The sequence below is a fragment of the Streptomyces sp. NPDC020731 genome (genome assembly GCF_044334705.1).
In the GTDB taxonomy this organism is placed as follows: domain Bacteria; phylum Actinomycetota; class Actinomycetes; order Streptomycetales; family Streptomycetaceae; genus Streptomyces.
The window spans coordinates 161,851-177,859 of record NZ_JBIRTN010000011.1 but is presented as its reverse complement, the minus strand read 5'-3'; the positions used below and the strand labels follow the sequence as shown (position 1 = coordinate 177,859).

General features: G+C 72.9%; 15 protein-coding genes. 10 read left to right on the top strand and 5 right to left on the bottom strand.

Going from position 1 to position 16,009, the window contains the following annotated elements; all coding sequences use genetic code 11:
* Positions 1-83: 83 nt before the first annotated feature.
* Genes ACH4VX_RS19135 through argF form a run of 4 tightly spaced genes read left to right on the top strand, consistent with a single transcriptional unit; the run spans position 84 to position 3,224 of the window.
* Positions 84-530 carry a hypothetical protein gene (locus ACH4VX_RS19135; RefSeq protein ID WP_398368571.1) on the top strand — a complete coding sequence of 149 codons (447 nt, stop codon included), beginning with the start codon at positions 84-86 and terminating at the stop codon, positions 528-530.
* Positions 416-916 (top strand): hypothetical protein, encoded by a 501-nt coding sequence (locus ACH4VX_RS19130; RefSeq protein ID WP_398368570.1) that lies wholly within the window; start codon positions 416-418, stop codon positions 914-916. Before ACH4VX_RS19135 ends, ACH4VX_RS19130 begins: the two co-directional genes overlap by 115 nt.
* Positions 917-921: 5 nt before the next feature.
* Complete coding sequence (locus ACH4VX_RS19125; RefSeq protein ID WP_398368569.1) at positions 922-2,157, top strand: arginine deiminase; 1,236 nt, start codon at positions 922-924, stop codon at positions 2,155-2,157.
* A gap of 59 nt (positions 2,158-2,216) precedes the next feature.
* Positions 2,217-3,224, top strand: coding sequence for an ornithine carbamoyltransferase (gene argF, locus ACH4VX_RS19120; RefSeq protein WP_398368568.1), 1,008 nt, complete (start codon positions 2,217-2,219; stop codon positions 3,222-3,224).
* Between the two features lie 15 nt (positions 3,225-3,239).
* Here argF and ACH4VX_RS19115 read toward each other — a convergent pair whose 3' ends face one another.
* A complete protein-coding gene (locus ACH4VX_RS19115; protein ID WP_398368567.1) occupies positions 3,240-3,677 on the bottom strand; it encodes an ATP-binding protein in 438 nt (145 codons plus the stop codon).
* Between the two features lie 188 nt (positions 3,678-3,865).
* On the opposite strand from ACH4VX_RS19115, the gene ACH4VX_RS19110 reads away from it, so the two are divergent.
* Positions 3,866-4,693 (top strand): enoyl-CoA hydratase family protein, encoded by an 828-nt coding sequence (locus tag ACH4VX_RS19110; RefSeq protein WP_398368566.1) that lies wholly within the window; start codon positions 3,866-3,868, stop codon positions 4,691-4,693.
* A 4-nt stretch (positions 4,694-4,697) separates the two neighbouring features.
* Positions 4,698-7,091 (top strand): bifunctional salicylyl-CoA 5-hydroxylase/oxidoreductase, encoded by a 2,394-nt coding sequence (locus ACH4VX_RS19105; RefSeq protein ID WP_398368565.1) that lies wholly within the window; start codon positions 4,698-4,700, stop codon positions 7,089-7,091.
* 280 nt (positions 7,092-7,371) lie between these two features.
* On the opposite strand, the gene ACH4VX_RS19100 is transcribed toward ACH4VX_RS19105, so the two are convergent.
* Together ACH4VX_RS19100 and ACH4VX_RS19095 are read right to left on the bottom strand one after the other, a co-directional pair.
* Positions 7,372-8,193, bottom strand: coding sequence for a PaaX family transcriptional regulator C-terminal domain-containing protein (locus tag ACH4VX_RS19100; RefSeq protein ID WP_398368564.1), 822 nt, complete (start codon positions 8,191-8,193; stop codon positions 7,372-7,374).
* Positions 8,194-8,228: 35 nt separating this feature from the next.
* Positions 8,229-9,839, bottom strand: a complete 1,611-nt coding sequence (locus tag ACH4VX_RS19095) for an AMP-binding protein (RefSeq protein ID WP_398368563.1) — start codon at positions 9,837-9,839, stop codon at positions 8,229-8,231.
* A gap of 117 nt (positions 9,840-9,956) precedes the next feature.
* Between ACH4VX_RS19095 and ACH4VX_RS19090 the strand changes: the two genes are divergently transcribed.
* Positions 9,957-11,096 (top strand): acyl-CoA dehydrogenase family protein, encoded by a 1,140-nt coding sequence (locus ACH4VX_RS19090; RefSeq protein WP_398368562.1) that lies wholly within the window; start codon positions 9,957-9,959, stop codon positions 11,094-11,096.
* Complete coding sequence (locus ACH4VX_RS19085; protein ID WP_398368561.1) at positions 11,093-11,491, top strand: RidA family protein; 399 nt, start codon at positions 11,093-11,095, stop codon at positions 11,489-11,491. The genes ACH4VX_RS19090 and ACH4VX_RS19085 overlap by 4 nt, the downstream gene beginning before the upstream one ends.
* 13 nt (positions 11,492-11,504) lie before the next feature.
* Here ACH4VX_RS19085 and ACH4VX_RS19080 read toward each other — a convergent pair whose 3' ends face one another.
* The gene (locus ACH4VX_RS19080) at positions 11,505-11,699 is read right to left on the bottom strand and encodes a DUF5999 family protein (protein WP_398368560.1); all 195 of its coding nucleotides are present in this window, start codon (positions 11,697-11,699) and stop codon (positions 11,505-11,507) included.
* Between the two features lie 235 nt (positions 11,700-11,934).
* Here ACH4VX_RS19080 and ACH4VX_RS19075 point away from each other — a divergent pair, with 235 nt between their 5' ends.
* Entirely contained in the window at positions 11,935-12,378 is a 444-nt protein-coding gene (locus ACH4VX_RS19075) for a DUF6299 family protein (protein ID WP_398368559.1), read from the top strand.
* A gap of 15 nt (positions 12,379-12,393) precedes the next feature.
* On the opposite strand, the gene ACH4VX_RS19070 is transcribed toward ACH4VX_RS19075, so the two are convergent.
* Positions 12,394-13,452, bottom strand: coding sequence for a PucR family transcriptional regulator (locus ACH4VX_RS19070; RefSeq protein WP_398368558.1), 1,059 nt, complete (start codon positions 13,450-13,452; stop codon positions 12,394-12,396).
* 389 nt (positions 13,453-13,841) lie between these two features.
* On the opposite strand from ACH4VX_RS19070, the gene ACH4VX_RS19065 reads away from it, so the two are divergent.
* Positions 13,842-15,887: a flotillin family protein gene (locus tag ACH4VX_RS19065; protein ID WP_398368557.1), complete on the top strand. Its 2,046-nt coding sequence runs from the start codon at positions 13,842-13,844 to the stop codon at positions 15,885-15,887.
* Positions 15,888-16,009: the final 122 nt, after the last annotated feature.

The following is a 16,009-nucleotide window of genomic DNA, read 5'->3' as shown; positions in this document are numbered from 1 at the left end:
TCAGGTGGACCGGCTCGCGGGGGAAGGCCGGTGGAGACAGCGTCGGGATTGGACGGGTGGGAGGCGCGCCGGCCAGGGATCTGTTGTTCCGTCTGACCGAGGCGCTGTGCGGGCTGAGCTGCCTCGAGGACCAGGCGGGGCGCACGTACTTCGCCGGCATGCCGGCCGAAGAGCTCAACCAGCACGTGGACCTGCGCGGCACCGAACTGCGCGAGGACGTCGTCGCGCTGGTGCGCGCGGCGTTGAGCGTCCCCGCGGGGGAGCGGGTGCTCGTCGACGTCGTGCGGGTCTTCGAAGGGGCCGTGGCCGCGACCGTGTTCGAGGAACTGCTGGGCCCGGCGAGACGCACACCGAACCATTGCCCGGTCCCCTCGACCACCAGGACCTGGACACCGCCTCGGCACTCCTGCGCACCGTGCAGGGTGTTCTTCCCGCAGGCGCGCTGCGCAACGTGCCGGCGAGCGACCTGCACCTCGGCCTGCCGCCCGGTCTCTCACCGGTCCGGCTCTTCACCTACGTCACGGAGCTGAACGTACAGCCGGGCGGCCTGCCGCCCGCGCTCCTCCTGATCGAGCACGCCGCGGAGCCGACCCCGTCGCAGGACAGGCGCCTCGCCCTGTCCGCATGGGCGAGCGGCTGGGCCCGCCCACCGACCCCCGCACCCCCGACGAACACCTCGCCGCCGGGAACGCCGCCGCCGCGCTCGTCGGCTACGACGAAGGCCTGGCCCGCGACACGGGTGACCCGCACCTCCGCGCCGGCTGGATCGTCGCCCGCGCCGCGTCGGAACGGGGCCCCGGGGCGCGGCGGCTGCCGGCCCGGCCCGAGATGCCCCGGCCGGGGCACCACGGCTGACGGAAGCCGATTTCCGGACCCCGGGGCCAGGGGTGAACACGCGCCCGGACGGTCAGGATGAAAGGCATGACCTACCACGTCGACTCCGAGGCCGGCCGGCTCCGCCGTGTCATCCTGCACCGGCCCGATCTCGAGCTCAAAAGGCTCACCCCCAGCAACAAGGACGCCCTGCTCTTCGACGACGTGCTCTGGGTGCGCCGGGCGCGCGCCGAGCACGACGGGTTCGCCGACGTCCTGCGCGACCGCGGCGTCGCCGTCCACCTCTTCGGCGACCTGCTCTCCGAGACGCTGGACGTCCCGGCGGCCCGCGCGCTCGTCCTGGACCGCGTCTTCGACGAGAAGGAGTACGGCCCGCTGGCCACCGACCACCTGCGGGCCGCGTTCGAGACCCTGCCGGCGCCCGAGCTCGCCGAGGTGCTGATCGGCGGTATGACCAAGCGGGAGTTCCTGGACGCCCACCCGGAGCCCACCTCCGTGCGCTTCCACGCCATGGAGCTCGACGACTTCCTGCTCGGCCCGCTGCCCAACCACCTCTTCACCCGCGACACCTCCGCCTGGATCTACGACGGTGTCGCCATCAACGCGATGCGCTGGCCGGCCCGGCAGCGCGAGACCGTGCACTTCGAGGCGATCTACCGGCACCATCCGCTGTTCCGCGCGGAGCCCTTCCACGTCTGGTCCCAGGGGCAGGCCGACTACCCGTCCACCATCGAGGGCGGGGACGTGCTGGTCATCGGCAAGGGCGCGGTGCTGATCGGGATGAGCGAGCGGACCACCCCGCAGGCGGTGGAGATGCTCGCGCACAAGCTGTTCGCGGCCGGCTCCGCCGAGACCATCGTCGCCCTCGACATGCCGAAGCGGCGTGCCTTCATGCACCTCGACACCGTGATGACGATGGTCGACGGCGACACCTTCACCCAGTACGCGGGGCTCGGCATGCTCCGCTCGTACACCATCGAACCGGGTGCGGGGGACAAGGAGCTGAAGGTCACCGACCATCCGCCGGAGCACATGCACCGTGCGATCGCCGCCGCGCTGGGGCTCAGCGAGATCCGGGTGCTGACCGCCACCCAGGACGTCCACGCGGCCGAGCGCGAGCAGTGGGACGACGGCTGCAACGTCCTGGCCGTCGAACCGGGCGTCGTCGTCGCCTACGAGCGGAACGCCACCACCAACACGCACCTGCGCAAGCAGGGCATCGAGGTGATAGAGATCCCCGGCAGCGAACTGGGCCGGGGCAGGGGCGGGCCGCGCTGCATGAGCTGTCCCGTCCAGCGAGACGCGGTGGAGAGTTCCGTATAGAAATACAAAACTTCGTATAGACTTCCAAGGATTCGTGTCCCCCATCCCTGGAGCGCCCCATGGCGACTGTCCCGACCGCCCTCGCCGGCCGCCACTTCCTCAAGGAGCTGGACTTCACCGCGCAGGAGTTCCTCGGCCTGCTGGAGCTGGCCGCCGAACTGAAGGCCGCCAAGCGGGCCGGGACCGAGCACCGGTACCTGCGGGGCAGGAACATCGCGCTGATCTTCGAGAAGACCTCGACGCGTACGCGCTGCGCGTTCGAGGTGGCGGCCGCCGACCAGGGCGCCTCGACGACGTACCTCGATCCGTCCGGCTCGCAGATCGGCCACAAGGAGTCCGTGAGGGACACCGCGCGGGTCCTGGGCCGGATGTACGACGGGATCGAGTACCGGGGCGACAGCCAGGCCAAGGTGGAGGAGCTCGCGGCGTACGCGGGGGTGCCCGTCTACAACGGGCTCACCGACGACTGGCACCCCACCCAGATGCTCGCCGACGTGCTCACGATGACCGAGCACAGCGACAGGCCGCTCACGGACATCGCCTTCGCCTACCTCGGCGACGCACGCTTCAACATGGGCAACTCCTACCTCGTGACCGCGGCCCTGCTCGGCATGGACGTACGTATCGTCGCCCCGAAGGCCTACTGGCCCGCCCAGGAGATCGTCGACCGGGCGCGGGAGCTGGCCGCCTCGAGCGGGGCGCGCGTCACGCTCACCGAGGAGGTCGCCGAGGGCGTCGCGGGCGCGGACTTCGTCGCCACGGACGTCTGGGTCTCCATGGGGGAGCCCAAGGAGGTCTGGGGCGAGCGGATCAAGGCCCTCGCCCCGTACGCGGTGACCATGGACGTCCTGCGCGCCACCCGCAACCCGGACGTCAAGTTCCTGCACTGCCTGCCCGCCTTCCACGACCTCGGCACCAAGGTCGGCCGGGACGTCTTCGAGACCCACGGCCTCACCTCCCTGGAGGTGACCGACGAGGTCTTCGAGTCGGCGCACTCGGTCGTCTTCGACGAGGCGGAGAACCGGATGCACACGATCAAGGCGGTCCTGGTCGCGACCCTCGCCTGAGCCCCCGCGCCCCGCTCAGACCGGGCGCCGCCGGCCCGGCAGCCGGAACCACACCGCCTTGCCGGACTCGGTGGGGCGGTGACCGCAGGACGAGCTCAGGGTGCGGATCAGCAGCAGCCCCCGCCCGTGCTCCTGCCAGGGGTCGGGCACACCGCGGGCCGGACGGGTGAGGTCGCCGGGCGGCTCCGGGTCGGCGTCGTGCACCTCGACCTGGCAGCCGGTCGGCAGCAGCCGCACCACCAGCTCTATCGGGGTGCTCCCGGAGGTGTGCTCCACGGCGTTGGCCACCAGCTCCGCCGTCAGCAGCTCCGCCGTGTCGCAGTCGGCGGAGTGCTGCCGCTCGGCCAGCGCCGTACGGACCAGCGCACGGGCCACGGGCACCGCCGCGGTGGTGTGCGGCAGCGCGACGCGCCAGGAGGCGGCGGGAGGTTCGTGCACAGCGGATCCGTTCATGGAGCGGGTGCTCCTGCTTTCGACCGCCCATGGTACGGCGCACCCGATGTGGCCCTTCGCCCGGGCGTCGTCAGGGGCGGCGCCCGAACGGCGTATCGCGTGCCCGTGACGACAGTCACCAATGGGTGATAACTTCGTGGTGCAGAACTCACTGAGCAGCGCAGTGCCCGCCCTAGGAGGCCGCCCTCATGAGTCCCTTCACCGGCTCCGCCGCCCGCACCGCCCACTGGGAGCATCTGCGCGTCGATCTCGCCGACGGTGTCGCCACCGTCACCCTCGCCCGCCCCGACAAGCTCAACGCGCTCACCTTCGGCGCCTACGCCGACCTGCGCGACCTGCTCGCCGAGCTGTCCCGGGAGCGGGCCGTACGGGCCCTGGTGCTGGCCGGCGAGGGGCGCGGCTTCTGCTCCGGCGGCGACGTCGACGAGATCATCGGCGCGACCCTCTCGATGGACACCGCCCGGCTCCTCGACTTCAACCGGATGACCGGCCAGGTGGTGCGGGCGGTACGGGAGTGCCCGTTCCCGGTGATCGCCGCGGTGCACGGAGTGGCGGCGGGCGCCGGCGCGGTCCTCGCCCTGGCCGCCGACTTCCGGGTCGCCGACCCCGGCGCCCGCTTCGCCTTCCTCTTCACCCGGGTCGGCCTGTCGGGCGGCGACATGGGCGCGGCGTACCTCCTGCCCCGCGTGGTCGGTCTCGGCCACGCCACCCGGCTGCTGATGCTGGGCGACACGGTGCGCGCGCCGGAGGCCGAACGCATCGGCCTGATCAGCGCACTGGCCGACGAGGGCGGCGCGGACGAGGCCGCCCGGACCCTGGCCCGCCGCCTCGCCGACGGCCCCGCCCTGGCCCACGCCCAGACCAAGGCCCTCCTCACGGCCGAACTGGACATGCCCCTGTCGGCAGCAGTGGAACTGGACGCGTCGACGCAGGCCCTCCTGATGAACGGCGAGGACTACGCGGAGTTCCACGCCGCCTTCACGGAGAAGCGCCCGCCGAAGTGGCGAGGGAGGTAGGGGGATGCTCTCGACTCAGGGGACCGCGACCCCTCCAGGGGCGCGGGGCTGTTCCGAACCTGCGGCTACCGCCGCGTGGGCGCGACAAGCCACGACGGACCCGCGGCCGCCCAGCAGGAAAAGCCGCCCCCGCCGCATCGCGATCATCGGCGGAGGCCCCGGCGGCCTCTACACCGCCGCGTTGCTCAAACGCCTCGCCCCCGACCGCCAGGTCACCCTCTGGGAACGCAACCCCCCCGACAGGACCTTCGGCTTCGGCGTCGTCCTCTCGGACGAGACCCTCGGCGGCATCGAACACGCCGACCCGACGGTCTACGCGGCCCTGCAGAGGGACTTCACCCGCTGGGACGACATCGACATCGTCCACCGGGGCACCCTCCACACCTGCGGAGGACACGGTTTCGCCGCCCTCGGCAGGCACCGCCTCCTGGAGATCCTGCACGACCGCTGCCGCTCCCTCGGCGTGGACCTCCGCTTCCACACCGAGGCCCCCGATCCGGCCCGACTGGCGCGGACGTACGACCTGGTGGTCGCCGCCGACGGAGTGCACAGCACCACACGCGAGACCTTCGCCCACGTCTTCCGGCCCCGGATCACCGCGTACCGCTGCCGCTACATCTGGCTGGCCGCGGACTTCCCCTTCGACGCCTTCCGCTTCGAGATCGTCGAGACCGGGCACGGCGTGATGCAGCTGCACGGATACCCCTACTCCACCGACGCCTCCACCGTGATCGTCGAGATGCGCGACGAGGTCTGGCACGCCGCCGGATTCGACGAGATGGACGAGACGGAGTCCGTGGAGCGCTGTGCCAAGATCTTCTCCGCCGCGCTCGGCGGGCGCCCGCTGAAGTCCGGCAACTCGGCGTGGACCACCTTCCGCACGGTCGTCAACGAGCGCTGGTCGCACGGCAACATCGTGCTCCTCGGCGACGCCGCCCACACCGCGCACTTCTCCATCGGCTCCGGCACCAAGCTCGCCGTCGAGGACGCGCTGGCGCTCGCCGCGTGTCTGGGCGAACAGCCTTCGGTGGAGGCCGCGTTGGCCGCGTACGAGACGGAGCGCCGGCCGGTCGTCGCCTCCACCCAGCGCGCGGCCCGCGCCAGCCTGGAGTGGTTCGAGAACCTGTCCCTCCACCTCGCCCAGCCGCCCCGCCGGTTCGCCTTCAACCTGCTCACCCGCAGCCGTCGCGTCACCCACGACAACCTGCGGCTGCGCGACGCCCGCTTCACCGAGTCCGTGGAGCGCGAGTTCGGCTGTCCGCCCGGCACGCCCCCGATGTTCACCCCGTTCCGGATGCGCGGACTGACCCTGCGCAACCGGGTCGTCGTCTCGCCCATGGACATGTACTCGGCGGCCGACGGCGTCCCCGGCGACTTCCACCTCGTGCACCTCGGCGCCCGCGCGCTGGGCGGAGCCGGACTGGTGATGACCGAGATGGTGTGCGTCAGCCCCGAGGGGCGCATCACGCCCGGCTGCGCGGGCCTCTACACCGGCCGGCAGGCCGAGGCGTGGCGGCGGATCACCGGCTTCGTGCACGAGCGGGCGCCCGGCACCGCGATCGGCGTGCAGCTCGGCCACAGCGGCCGCAAGGGCTCGACCAAGCCGATGTGGGAGGGCATGGACGAGCCGCTCGACGACGGCAACTGGCCCCTCGTCGCCGCCTCGCCCCTGCCGTACCGGCCGGGCGGCCAGGTGCCGCGCGAACTGTCCCGGGCCCAGCTCACCGACATGCGGGAACAGTTCACGGCCGCCGCCGTGCGGGCCGCACGGGCCGGTTTCGACCTGCTCGAACTGCACTGCGCCCACGGCTACCTGCTCTCCGGTTTCCTCTCCCCGCTCACCAACCACCGCACCGACGCCTACGGCGGCTCGCCGGAGAAACGGCTCCGCTTCCCGCTGGAGGTGTTCGACGCGGTGCGCGCGGTGTGGCCCGGCGACCGGCCGATGACCGTCCGTATCTCCGCCACCGACTGGGCGGAGGGCGGCACCACGGCCGACGACGCGGTCGCGATCGCCCGCGCCTTCGCCGCGCACGGCGCCGACGCGATCGACGTGTCGACCGGGCAGGTCGTCGCCGACGAGACACCGGAGTTCGGGCGCTCGTACCAGACCCCGTTCGCCGACCGGATCCGGCACGAGGCGGACGTCCCGGTGATCGCGGTCGGCGCGATCTCCTCCTGGGACGACGTCAACTCCCTGATCCTGGCCGGGCGCGCGGACCTGTGCGCACTGGCCCGCCCGCACCTCTACGATCCCCACTGGACGCTCCACGCGGCGGCCGAGCAGGGCTACGAGGGGCCGGGCGCGGTCTGGCCGGCACCGTACCTGGCGGGCAGCAGACGGCCCCGGACCGGCCGCACGGACGCACCCGGACCCCGTCTCGGCCTCGGGAGCTGACCCCGGACGGCAAGAGCCCCGTCCGCCGGGCCTCGCCGCGTTGCCGTCGGTTGCCAGGGCTCCGCCCGGCGCCCTCCTCCGCCTCGCGATGCACGCCGCCGGAGCCCGCTCCCTGATCCGGCCCGATCCGAACGACAGGCCCTCGCCGTGGTGGTCATGCGCAACCGTCCTCTCTTCCCCCGTCCGCCCTTCACGACGCGACGGAGGCCGGGCGAGGAGGACGGGAAGACCGGATGAACGAGCTGAGGGGCGGCTGAGCGGAGCCGGGCCGCGCGGGCCGCTACAGGCCCACGAACACCGCCCCCGCGTCCCGCAGCCGCTCGTGCAGGGAGCGGAAGACGGCCGCCGAGCGGATGCCCGGCCAGTCGGCGGGGAGCAGGGCGGCGGGCAGGCCCGGGTCGGCGTAGGGGAGGTGGCGCCAGGAGTCCAGGGCGAGGAGGTAGTCGTGGTAGGCGTCCTCGGGCGGGGTGTCCGTGCGCCGCTCCCAGGCGCGCAGCACCCGCGCGTGCCGGTCCAGGAACGCCTCGTGCTGCTCGGCGATCCCGGCCAGGTCCCACCAGCGGGCGACGGCCTCCGCGGTGGGCGCGAAGCCCAGGTGCTCGCCGCGGAAGAAGTCGACGTAGGCGTCGAGGCGCAGGCGCTCCAGGGTGTGCCTGGTCTCCTCGTACAGCCGGGCGGGGGCGATCCACACGCCGGGGGCCGCCGTACCGAAGCCGAGGCCGGACAGCCGGGAGCGCAGGACGTGCCGCTTCTGCCGTTCGGACTCCGGGACGGAGAACACGGCGAGCACCCAGCCCTCGTCCCGCGGCGGATCGGTGGCGTACACGCGCCGGTCGCCGTCGTCGAGCAACTGGCGTGCACCGGAGGAGAGTTCGTATCCGGCCGCGCCCTGGTCGGTGCGCGCGGGGACGAGCAGGCCGCGCCGTTTGAGCCGGGACACCGAGGAGCGGACGGACGGGGAGTCCACGCCGACCGCGGCCAGCAGCCGGATCAGCTCGGCGACGGGCACCGGGCCCGGCACGGAGCGGCCGTACGCGCCGTAGAGCGTGACGATGAGGGATCTCGGAGCGTGAGGGGCTTGCTGGTCGGACACGTTGATCATCTTAGGTCGTATACGGATGGCGGGGTTCCCCGGCATCACGCGCGGTCGTCCCCCGTCCCGGTGGGAGCGCGCAGCCGGAACCGCTGGAGCTTGCCGGTGGCTGTACGGGGCAGGGCGTCCATGAACACGATCTCCCGCGGGCACTTGTACGGCGCGAGCTCGGACTTCACGAAGGCGCGCAGCGCCTCGGCGTCGCGTTCCGCGCCCTCCCCGAGGACCGTGTACGCCACCACGACCTGCCCGCGCGCCTCGTCCGGCCGTCCGACCACCGCCGTCTCCACCACGTCCGGGTGGCGCAGCAGGGCGTCCTCGACCTCGGGCCCCGCGATGTTGTACCCGGCCGAGATGATCATGTCGTCGGCGCGGGCGACATACCGGAAGTAGCCGTCGGGGTCGCGGACGTAGGTGTCGCCGGTGATGTTCCAGCCGCCGCGCACGTACTCCCGCTGGCGCGGGTCGGCGAGGTAGCGGCAGCCGACGGGACCGCGCACCGCGAGCAGTCCCGGCTCCCCGTCGGGCAGGGGCGCGCCGTCGGCGTCCTGCACGCGCGCCTGCCAGCCGGGGACCGGAACCCCCGTCGTTCCGGGGCGGATCGCCTCGTCGGCGGCGGAGACGAAGATGTGCAGCAGTTCGGTGGCGCCGATGCCGTTGATGATCCGCAGCCCGGTGCGCTCGTGCCAGGCCCGCCAGGTGGCGGCCGGCAGGTTCTCGCCCGCCGAGACGCAGCGGCGCAGCGACGCGACGTCGTGGCCGTCGAGTTCGGCGAGCATCGCGCGGTAGGCGGTGGGCGCGGTGAACAGCACCGACACCCCGTGCGCGGCGATCGCGGGCAACAGCTGGGCGGGGTGCGCCTGTTCGAGGAGCAGCGCGCTCGCCCCGGCCCGCAGCGGGAACACCACCAGGCCGCCGAGTCCGAAGGTGAAGCCCAACGGGGGACTGCCGGCGAACACGTCGTCCGTGACCGGCTTCAGCACGTGCCGGGAGAAGGTGTCCGCGATCGCGAGCACGTCCCGGTGGACGTGCATGCAGCCCTTGGGGCGTCCGGTGGTCCCGGAGGTGAAGGCGATCAGCGCCACGTCGTCGGCCGCGGTCGGCACGGCCTCGTACGGCGTCGTGGGCGCCGGGCGGTTCAGCAGGTCGCCGGGGGAGCCGCCGCCGTAGGTGGTGAGGGAGAGGTCCGGGATCCTGGCCTCGGCGAGGTCGTCGACGGCCCTGATGTCGCACAGGGCGTGGTGGACCTCGGCGATCTCGCAGATGGTGCTCAGCTCGTGCGGGCGCTGCTGGGCCAGCACGGTGACGGCGATCGCGCCCGCCTTCAGCACCGCCAGCCAGCAGGCGGCCAGCCACGGGGTGGTGGGGCCGCGCAGCAGCACCCGGTTGCCGGGGACGATCCCGAGGTCGCCGGTGAGGAGGTGCGCGAGCCGGTCCACGCGGGCGCGCAGCTCGCCGTACGTCCAGGTGGCGCCGTCGGGGGTGTGGAACGCCGGGCGGTCGTCGGGCGGACCGTGCAGCAGCTCCGCGGCGCAGTTCAGCCGGTCGGGGTAGTGCAGCTCCGGCAGGTCGAAGCGGAGCTCGGGCCACTGGTCGGGTGGCGGGAGACGGTCGCGGGCGAAGGTGTCGACGTGCGCGGTGGCCCGTGGGTTCATGACGGTTCGCCCCCTCGGCGTGGTGGGCTCGCATCAGGAGCGTATCGTGTTGGTGACGACAGTCAACGGTCCGCGATAACCTCGGGAGTGGCCCAGTGGCGAGGGAAGGGACCGGCGATGACCGCATTCTCGCTCGAACCGGCACAACTCGCCTGGTGTGCCGAGCTGCGCGCACTGGCCGCGGAACGCCTGCGGCCACTCGCCGAGAAGGGTGAACCCGGGCGGGTCGACCGCCCCCTCCTCGCCGAACTCGGCGCCCTCGGCCTGCTGTCCCGCCTGTTCACCTCGGGCGCCCTCGACCTGTGCCTGATGCGCGAGTCCCTGGCCCACGCCTGCACCGAGGCGGAGACCGCCCTGGCCCTCCAGGGCCTCGGCGCCCACCCGGTGCACGCCCACGGCACCCCCGCCCAGCGCGCCCGCTGGCTCCCCCGGGTGGCCGACGGCGCCGCGGTGGCGGCCTTCGCCCTGAGCGAGCCGGGCGCGGGCTCGGACGCGGCGGCCCTGTCCCTCACGGCACGGCCGGCCACCGGCACCGCCCCGGGACGGGGGTGGCGGCTCACCGGGGAGAAGTGCTGGATCTCCAACGCCCCCGAGGCCGATCTCTACACCGTCTTCGCCCGGACCACCCCCGGTGCCGGTGCGCGCGGTGTGACCGCCTTCCTCGTGCCCGCCGACCGGCCCGGACTCACCGGGACCGCCCTCGACATGCTCTCCCCGCACCCCATCGGCGCCCTCGCCTTCGACGCCGTACCGGTGACCGCCGACGACGTGCTCGGCGAGGTCGACCGGGGGTTCCGGGTCGCCATGGACACCCTCAACCTGTTCCGCCCCAGCGTCGGCGCCTTCGCGGTCGGGATGGCGCAGGCCGCCCTGGACGCGACCCTCGACCACACCGCCCGGCGGGACGCGTTCGGCGGCAGGCTGAAGGACCTGCAGACCGTCGCCCACGAGGTCGCCGAGATGGCCCTGCGCACGGAGTCGGCCCGGCTCATGGTGTACGCGGCGGCGACGGCGTACGACGAGGGCGCCGCCGACGTCCCCCGGCGCTCCGCGATGGCGAAGCTGCTGGCCACCGAGACCGCGCAGTACGTCGTCGACAGGGCCGTCCAGCTCCACGGAGCCCGCGCCCTGCAACGCGGACACCTGCTCGAACACCTCTACCGCGAGGTCCGCGCACCCCGTGTCTACGAGGGGGCGAGCGAGGTGCAACGGGGCATCATCGCCAAGGAGTTGTACAGGAACCTGGAGGACCGGTGACCGCCGAGCGCGTCAACCCGCCCGCACTCTCCCCGCCGGCCGGCTTCTCCCACGCCGTCGTCGCCACCGGCTCCCGGCTGGTGTTCCTGGCCGGCCAGACCGCTCTCGACGCCGACGGCGAAGTGGTCGGCGACACCCTGCCCGCACAGTTCACGCGGGCCCTCGGCAACCTTCTCACCGCCCTGCGCGCGGCCGGCGGCACCCCCGCCGACCTGGCCCGCGTCACCGTCTACGCCACCGACGTGGCCGCGTACCGCACCCACGCCCGCGCGCTCGGCCGTATCTGGCGGGAACTGGCCGGCCGCGACTACCCGGCGATGGCGGTCGTCGGGGTGGTCCGCCTCTGGGACGAACGGGCCCTGGTCGAACTCGACGGCTTCGCCCTGCTGCCCTGAGGGGCGGACCGGCTCAGGCGGCGATCGCGAGCCGGTCGGCGGGGACCCGGTGCGGGGCGATCACCCGGCCGTCGGGGAGCAGCTCGCCGGTGTCGTCGAAGACGATGGCACCGTCGCACAGCAGGCTCCAGCCCTGCTCGGGGTGGGCGGCCACCACATGTGCGGCGGAGTCGTTGGTCCTGGGGCAGGAAATCCGGTGGGCACACATGGCGCACCTCCACATAGGTGGAACGATCCGAACGGGTCGTATGCACAAACCATGCCCGGGCCGCGCGTGCGTCGGAACCGCCCGCAGGGAAACGTGACAGCCCCCGGACAATCCCGGGACGGTTTCCCGACGGCCAGGGCCGACTCGCCACCGAAGGGGTGACGATGACTGGCCCCGGACCCCCGCGCCGGGTACTGGTGGAACCCCGCATTCCGCTCATTTCTGGAGGTTCCCCATGTCCGTACGCCCCGTCCTCGGCGTCGCGGCCGGTTCCGCGCTGCTGCTGCTCGGTTTCGCCGCGGCGGCCCCCGCGCCCGCGTCGGCCGCCCCCTCCGCCCCCTCGGAGTCCGTGACGGTGGACAAGGAGGGCCGGATGGCCGACGGCTCCGTCACCCTCTCCGGTACCTACCGCTGCTCCGGCGGCGACGGACCGGTCTTCGTCAGCTCCTCGGTCAACCGGCCCTCGTCCGACGTCCACTACTCCGTCGGCGGCACCCGCGCGGTGTGCGACGGCAAGGAGCACCGCTGGCAGAACACCGGAACCGTGCCCGGCGACGCCCTCGAGGCGGGCCGGGCCCACGTCGAGGCCACCCTCCTGGAGCTGCGCCCCGGCGGCATCCTCCTGGTGCCCGTCTTCCATGCCGTCGAGCACCGGGACATCACCCTGGTCCAGGGCTGACCCGGGAGTCCCCTCTCACAGCTCGCCGGCGGGCCAGTCCAGCAGGCGCGCGCCGATCACCGCCGTCTGGAGCATGTAGCGGTGGGAGGGGTCCGACGGGTTGGCGCCGGTGAGCTTGTGGATGCGCTCCAGGCGGTACGTCAGCGCGCGCACGCTCAGCGAGAGCCGCCGGGCCGCCTCCGCGGCGACACAGCCGGAGTCGAAGTACGCGGTGAGCGTCTCCAGGAGGGGCACGGCACCGCCGCGGGCCGTGGTCAGCGGTCCCAGGGTGTTGTGCACCAGGTCGGCCATCGCCTGGCGGTCACGGGCCAGTACGGGATAGACGAGCAGGTCGGCGGCGTGCAGCACCGGCTCGTCGAGCCCCAGCCGCTCGGCTATCTCCAGGGAGCTCAGGGCCTCCTCGTAGGACTGGACGACACCGCCGGGACCCGACTGCGGGCGCCCGACGGCGACCTGGCCGCCGTCGGTGGCGGCGTGCGCCTGCTTGGCGAAGTACGTGAGCACCTCACCCTGGTGTCCGGGCGCGATGCACAGCAGCCGCCCGTCCTTGGTGGTGAGCAGGATGCTGCGGTCACCGAACCGGGAGATCAGCGCGCGCTCCACCTGCCGCGGCACCGGGTCGCCCTCGTCGTAGGCGACCGCGCCCCGGGCGACGGCGACCGCGTGCTCGTAGGACAGCCGCAGTCCGAAACGCTCGGCGCGTTCCGCCAGCCGCCCCAGATCGCTGCGGCCGTAGAGCAGGTCGTCGATGAACTCCCGCCGCGCGGCCTCCTCCTGACGCACCGCCATCCGCTGCGCCCGCTCGTACCCCTCGGCGAACGCGTCCACGACCTGCTGTACGGCCGCGAGGGCCCCGTCGGCCGAGTGCGCCCCGCGCGGCCACGCCCCGAGGGCGCCGGACAGATGCGCGTTGACGAGGGAGCGCAGACCGAAGCCCGCCTCCGCGGCCCGTTCCCCCAGGGCCCGCCGGGAGGCGATCTCGTCCCGGGTGAGGCGCCGGCCCGTGGCCGCGACCTCGGCCAGAATGCGGGCATAGCCTTCCAGATACTGCTCCGGGATCGCCCGTTCGGTCACGCCTTCCCCCCCGATTCTTGACGCTTCCCTAACGCGTCGGTTGTGTCACACCGGCATCAAGACCCTAATGAATATTGCCGGATTCCGGCAATGCGTGGGCTTGTCCCGAGCAGGCAGCATGGTCCGCGGGGAGCACCGCGGATGGTTCCGGTGCCGGGCACCGGCAGGTGCCCGGCACCGGGATCCGGAGGGGAGCGGTGCCGCCCCGACGTGAGCGGTGAACGGTGAGCGGGGGCCCGCCGGGCGCGGACGGCAACCGCCCGCGCCCGGCGCAGAACCGCGGCGCCGGCTGCGCCGTCTCCTCCTCCACCGGACCTTCGTCCGCCTCATCGACGAGGCACCGCTCCACCCGACTTCTGACCACATTTCAGCCCAGGAGGACGTGTCCCATGGATGCCGCCACCGTGGGCATCGCCGTACTCGTCGGCGTCGCCCTGCTGCTCATGCTCATCGGCCTGCTCGTCGTCTCCAAACTGTTCCGCAAGGTGGAGCAGGGCAAGGCACTGATCGTCTCCAAGACCCGCAGGGTCGATGTGACCTTCACCGGGTCGGTCGTGCTGCCGGTGCTGCACAAGGCCGAGGTGATGGACATCTCGGTGAAGACCATCGAGATCACCCGGGCCGGCAAGGAAGGCCTGATCTGCCGGGACAACATCCGCGCGGACATCCGCATCACGTTCTTCGTCAAGGTCAACAAGACGTCCGAGGACGTCATCAAGGTCGCCCAGGCGGTCGGCACCGCGCGGGCCAGCGACCGCGACACGCTCCAGGAACTGTTCCACGCCAAGTTCTCCGAGGCGCTGAAGACCGTCGGCAAGCAGCTGGACTTCACCGACCTCTACACCAAGCGCGAGGAACTGCGGTACCGGATCATCGAGGTCATCGGCGTCGACCTGAACGGCTACCACCTCGAGGACGCGGCGATCGACTACCTGGAGCAGACGCCGCTGACCCAGCTCGACCCGGGCAACGTCCTCGACGCGCAGGGCATCCGCAAGATCACCGAGCTGACGGCCGTGGAGCACATCCGCACCAACGAGGCCCAGCGCAACGAGCAGAAGGAGATCACCCGGCAGGACGTCGACGCCCGCGAGGCGATCCTGGAGCTGGAGCGCCGGCAGACCGACGCCGAGATCAAGCAGCGCCGGGAGATCGAGACCGTACGGGCCCGCGAGGAGGCCGAGACCGCACGGGTGGTGGAGGAGGAGCGGCTGCGGGCGCAGAGCGCCTTCCTGCGCACCGAGGAGCAGCTCGGCGTGCAGCGCGAGAACCAGGCCCGCGAGGTCGCCGTCGCCGCCAAGAACCGCGAGCGGGTCATCGCCGTCGAGAGCGAGCGCATCGAGAAGGACCGCCTGCTGGAGGTCATCGCCCGCGAGCGGGAGACCCAACTGACCAGGATCTCCGCCGACAAGGAGGTCGAGGCGGAGAAGCGGGAGATCGCCGAGGTCATCCGGGAGCGGGTCGCGGTGGACCGTACGGTCGCCGAGCAGGAGGAGTCGATTCTGAAGCTGCGGGCCGTCGAGGAGGCGGAGCGGCAGCGGCAGGCCGTGATCATCGCCGCGGAGGCCGAGGCGCAGGAGCAGCTGGTCAAGGACATCAAGGCCGCCGAGGCCGCCGAGCAGGCCGCCACGCACCGCGCCGCCGAGGAAATCACCCTCGCCGAGGCCCGGTTGAAGACCGCCGACCTCGACGCACGGGCCAAGCTGAGGCTGGCCGAGGGCGTCCAGGCGGAGTCCGCGGCCGAGGGGCTGGCCGTCGTCCAGGTCCGCGACAAGGAGGCCGACGTCATCGAGAAGGCGGGCCGCGCCGAGGCCGAGGCCACCCAGGCCCGGCTGCGCGCGGAGGCCGAGGGGGCCCGGGCCAAGGCCCTCGCCGACGCGGAGGCCATCAGCGGCAAGCTCCGCGCGGAGGCGGCCGGCCTCACCGAGAAGGCGGCGGCGATGGCCGCCCTCGACGAGGCGTCCCGCGGCCACGAGGAGTACCGGCTGCGGCTGGAGGCCGAGAAGGACATCCGGCTCGCCGGACTGGACGTGCAGCGGCAGGTCGCCGAGGCACAGGCCACCGTCCTCGCCACCGGACTGGAGAACGCGGACATCAACATCGTCGGCGGGGAGTCGGTGTTCTTCGACCGCCTGGTCTCCTCGATCGCGCTCGGCAAGAGCGTGGACGGCTTCGTCCGGCACTCCGAGACCGCGCAGGCCCTCGCCGGGCCCTGGCTGGACGGCTCGGCGAGCTTCACCGACGACCTGAGCCGGATCCTGGGCTCCGTCTCCACCGCCGATGTGCAGAACCTCACGGTCTCCGCGCTGCTGATGCGCCTGATGCAGCAGGGCGGCGAGAACACCGGCCGGTTCAGGGAACTGATCGAGAAAGCCGGTGAGCTGGGCCTCTCGGACACACCGCTGGCCACTCCGAACGGCCGCACCAGGGCCTGACCACCCTCCGGGGGGGGGGGGGCGCCCCCCCGGGGGGGGGGGGCCCCCCCCCCCCCGCGGGGGCCCGCCCCCCCCCCCCCCCCCCCCCCCCCCCCCCCCCCCCCCCCCCCCCCCCCCCGCCC

Coding starts and splice junctions, on each gene's coding strand:
- ACH4VX_RS19125 (WP_398368569.1), top strand. CDS start 922: ATGACCTACCACGTCGACTCCGAGGCCGGCCGGCTCCGCCGTGTCATC.
- argF (WP_398368568.1), top strand. CDS start 2,217: ATGGCGACTGTCCCGACCGCCCTCGCCGGCCGCCACTTCCTCAAGGAG.
- ACH4VX_RS19115 (WP_398368567.1), bottom strand. CDS start 3,677: ATGAACGGATCCGCTGTGCACGAACCTCCCGCCGCCTCCTGGCGCGTC.
- ACH4VX_RS19110 (WP_398368566.1), top strand. CDS start 3,866: ATGAGTCCCTTCACCGGCTCCGCCGCCCGCACCGCCCACTGGGAGCAT.
- ACH4VX_RS19105 (WP_398368565.1), top strand. CDS start 4,698: ATGCTCTCGACTCAGGGGACCGCGACCCCTCCAGGGGCGCGGGGCTGT.
- ACH4VX_RS19100 (WP_398368564.1), bottom strand. CDS start 8,193: ATGATCAACGTGTCCGACCAGCAAGCCCCTCACGCTCCGAGATCCCTC.
- ACH4VX_RS19095 (WP_398368563.1), bottom strand. CDS start 9,839: ATGAACCCACGGGCCACCGCGCACGTCGACACCTTCGCCCGCGACCGT.
- ACH4VX_RS19090 (WP_398368562.1), top strand. CDS start 9,957: ATGACCGCATTCTCGCTCGAACCGGCACAACTCGCCTGGTGTGCCGAG.
- ACH4VX_RS19080 (WP_398368560.1), bottom strand. CDS start 11,699: ATGTGTGCCCACCGGATTTCCTGCCCCAGGACCAACGACTCCGCCGCA.
- ACH4VX_RS19075 (WP_398368559.1), top strand. CDS start 11,935: ATGTCCGTACGCCCCGTCCTCGGCGTCGCGGCCGGTTCCGCGCTGCTG.
- ACH4VX_RS19065 (WP_398368557.1), top strand. CDS start 13,842: ATGGATGCCGCCACCGTGGGCATCGCCGTACTCGTCGGCGTCGCCCTG.